This window comes from Halomonas salipaludis (assembly GCF_002286975.1).
Taxonomy (GTDB): domain Bacteria; phylum Pseudomonadota; class Gammaproteobacteria; order Pseudomonadales; family Halomonadaceae; genus Franzmannia; species Franzmannia salipaludis.
This window is the reverse complement of sequence record NZ_NSKB01000026.1, coordinates 1-3,206: the sequence shown is the minus strand read 5'-3', so window position 1 is coordinate 3,206 and position 3,206 is coordinate 1. Positions and strand designations below refer to the sequence as shown.

Sequence of the window (3,206 nt, the reverse complement as noted above, 5' to 3'; positions counted from 1 at the left end):
CTCACTCACCGCCCCCGGACCCGTCCGAGTTCCTCGACGACCCGCGCCGCCAGCCGCTGGAGATCGATACCCAGCAGCGCCGCGGCCCGGCGGTCTTCCGCTGGCTGACCATCGGCATGGAGCACCTGATTGCCGCCCTGCTGGTGGCGCTGATCGTCTCGGTGTCGGCCAACGTCATCGGTCGTGCGCTGCTCAACCATTCGCTGCCGTGGGCCGATGAACTGGCGCGCATGCTGTTCATCTGGCTGATCTTCGTCGGTGCCGCCGCGGCCTTCTCACGCTTCGAGCATATCGCCGTCGACCTGCTGCTGCGCAAGCTCCCGGCACGCGCCGCCTACGGCCTCTACCTGATCCAGCACCTGCTGATCACCGCCCTGATGGTCGTGGTCATGGCCGGCGGTTACTTCGTACTGTCCCGCTCCACCGGGCGCACCGCGATCCTCGGCGTGCCCTGGAACCTGATCAATATCTCGCTGGTGCTGTGCGCCGCCTTCATCGCCGCCGTGGCGATCTGGCGCGCCTGGCGCGCCGGCCAACTGATGCTCGGCGCCCGCTAGGAGGCCTCTGTCATGCTCTGGATCTTTCTCGGCATCCTGTTCGCCTCCCTCGCGCTGGGGCTGCCGATCGCCTTTGGCCTGGGCATCGCCGCGGTGGTCATGGCGGTGATCTCGGATATCCCGCTGTCGATCCTCATCGAACAGTCGATACGCGGGGTCAACAACTTCCCGCTGCTGGCGATTCCATTCTTCATCCTGGTCGGCGAGGTGATGAGTGCCGGCGGCATCGCCCGGCGGCTGATGGAGCTAGCCGGCGCGCTGGTCGGCTTCATCCGTGGCGGGCTTGGCCAGGTGGCGATCACCGGCTCGATGTTCTTCGGCGGCATCAGCGGCTCGGCGGTGGCCGATACCGCCGCCACCGGCTCGATGATGATCCCGTCGATGAAGCAGCAGGGCTACTCGGCGCCCCAGGCCACCGCGATCAACACCGTCTCCTCGGTGATCGGCATCATCATCCCGCCGTCGATCCCGCTGATCCTCTACGGCATCGTCACCGAGACCTCGATCAGCCGGCTGTTCATCGCCGGTATCGTGCCCGGGGTGATGATCGGCATCGGGCTGATGGTCACCACCTTCATCATGGCCAGCTTCGGTGGCGCCGGGCAGACCCGCAAGTTCCGCCTCGACCTCCTATGGCAGGCGTTCAAGGCCGCCTGGCTGGCGCTGGTGCTGCCGGTGATCGTGATCGGCGGCATCATCGGCGGCATCTTTACCGCCACCGAGGCGGCGGTTGCCGCGCTGCTCTACTCACTGGTCATCTCGCTGCTGGTCTACCGCGAGTTCCACATCCGCGAGCTGTGGGGCATGCTGATCCGCACCGCACGGCTAACCGGCATGGTGCTGCTGCTGCTGGCCTTCGCCACGGTGATCGCCTGGTTCCTGACCATCAACATGGTGCCGCAGACCCTGGTCACCCAGGTGCAGGCGATCACCCAGGAGCCGTTCTGGCTGCTGCTGATCGTCGCCGGCCTGCTGCTGCTGGTGGGTTTCGTGATGGACCTGACCCCGGCGATGGTGATCATGGCGCCGATGCTGACGCCGATTGTCACCTCGGTGGGCATCGACCCGGTCTACTTCGGCGTGCTGATGGCGTTCATTCTCGGCATCGGTCTGCTGACCCCGCCGGTGGGCACCTGTCTGTACGTCGGCTGCGGGGTGGGCAAGGTGACCATGGAGCAACTGGTGCGGGCGATGCTGCCCTACTACGCCACCCTGCTGATCATGGCGGTGATCCTGATCGCCTTCCCCGGCCTGGTGACCTGGCTGCCCAACCTCACCGCCGTGGGCGGGAACTGAACTGGCTGACACGACAAGGACTAGCTCATGCGACTGATCCAATACCTCGACCACGACCAACTGCGGGTAGCGCTGGTGGAAAACTCCGACGCGGTGCGCCCCATCGATATCGATGGCGGCAGCTACGCCCTGGCGCGTATCGCCATCGACACCGGCCAGCCGCTCACCCAGGTCGTCGAGGCGCGCCTCGGCGAGACCCTGGTCGACTACCAGACGCTGGTCGACGAGCAGCGCCTGCTGCCGCCGCTGACCCATCCCGACCCGGCCCACTGCCTGGTCACCGGCACCGGCCTCACCCACCTGGGCAGCGCCGATACCCGTTCGGCGATGCACGCCAAGACCCAAGTGAGCGAGGAGGAGCTGACCGACTCGATGCGCATGTTCAAGCTCGGCGTGGCGGGCGGCAAGCCCGCCCGCGGCGAGAACGGCGCCCAGCCGGAGTGGTTCTACAAGGGCGACGGCGACTGCATCGTCGCGCCGGAGGCCGCGCTGCCCTCACCGGCCTTCGCCGAGGACGCTGGCGAGGAGCCGGAGCTTGCCGGGCTCTACCTGGTGGGCGACGACGGCACCCCATGGCGGGTCGGTTACGCGCTGGGCAACGAGTTCTCCGACCATGTCACCGAGCGCTTCAACTACCTGTGGCTGGCCCACTCCAAGCTGCGCGCCTGCAGCGTCGGCCCGGAGCTGCTGGTCGGCGAGCTGCCCGCGCACCTGGAGGGCGTCAGCCGCATCGTGCGTGACGGCGAGACGCTGTGGCAGAAGCCGTTCCTCACCGGCGAGGCCAACATGGCGCACAGCCTGGCCAACCTCGAGCACCACCACTTCAAGTACCCCAACTTCCGTCGCCCCGGCGACGTCCACGTGCACTTCTTCGGTACTGCTACCCTGAGCTTTGCCGACGACATTCAGACCCGTGACGGTGATCGCTTCGAGATCGAACTGTCCGCCTTCGGCCGGCCGCTGCGCAATCCGCTGCGATTCGCCGAGGCGGCTGCGGTCACCATCAACGCCCTTTGAGCGACCCAGGAGGACAGCATGACGTTACAAGGCACTTCCCTGATCGGCCAGCAGGCCGTCAGCGGCGATCGCGCCGAGATCCGCGCCACCAATCCCGCCACCGGCGAGGCCCTCGAGCCGGTCTACCGTGGCGGCAGCCAGGCCGAGGTCGAGCGCGCCTGTGAACTCGCCGAGGCGGCCTTCGACGCCTACCGCGAGACCACGCTCGAGGAGCGCGCGACCTTTCTCGAGACCATTGCCAGCGAGATCGAGGCCATCGGCGATGAGCTGACCCAGCGCGGCATGGCCGAGACCGGCCTGCCCCAGGCGCGCCTCGAGGGCGAGCGCGGCCGCACC

4 protein-coding genes are annotated in these 3,206 nt (G+C 67.5%); all 4 read left to right on the top strand.

Features of this window, described 5'->3' with window-relative positions; all coding sequences use genetic code 11:
* Window positions 1–557, top strand: a 557-nt coding sequence (locus CK498_RS25510) for a TRAP transporter small permease (RefSeq protein ID WP_229359224.1), incomplete at its 5' end; no start/stop codon positions are given.
* A 12-nt stretch (window positions 558–569) separates the two neighbouring features.
* Window positions 570–1,853, top strand: a complete 1,284-nt coding sequence (locus tag CK498_RS25505; RefSeq protein WP_095623645.1) for a TRAP transporter large permease — start codon at window positions 570–572, stop codon at window positions 1,851–1,853.
* A 27-nt stretch (window positions 1,854–1,880) separates the two neighbouring features.
* Complete coding sequence (gene araD1 / locus CK498_RS25500; RefSeq protein WP_095623644.1) at window positions 1,881–2,870, top strand: AraD1 family protein; 990 nt, start codon at window positions 1,881–1,883, stop codon at window positions 2,868–2,870.
* Between the two features lie 18 nt (window positions 2,871–2,888).
* On the top strand, window positions 2,889–3,206 hold a 318-nt coding region (locus tag CK498_RS25495), incomplete at its 3' end, for an aldehyde dehydrogenase family protein (protein WP_141247025.1).

Bases quoted from the DNA above. Each gene is read 5' to 3' on its own strand.
- araD1 (WP_095623644.1), top strand. From the start codon at position 1,881: ATGCGACTGATCCAATACCTCGACCACGACCAACTGCGGGTAGCGCTG.
- CK498_RS25505 (WP_095623645.1), top strand. From the start codon at position 570: ATGCTCTGGATCTTTCTCGGCATCCTGTTCGCCTCCCTCGCGCTGGGG.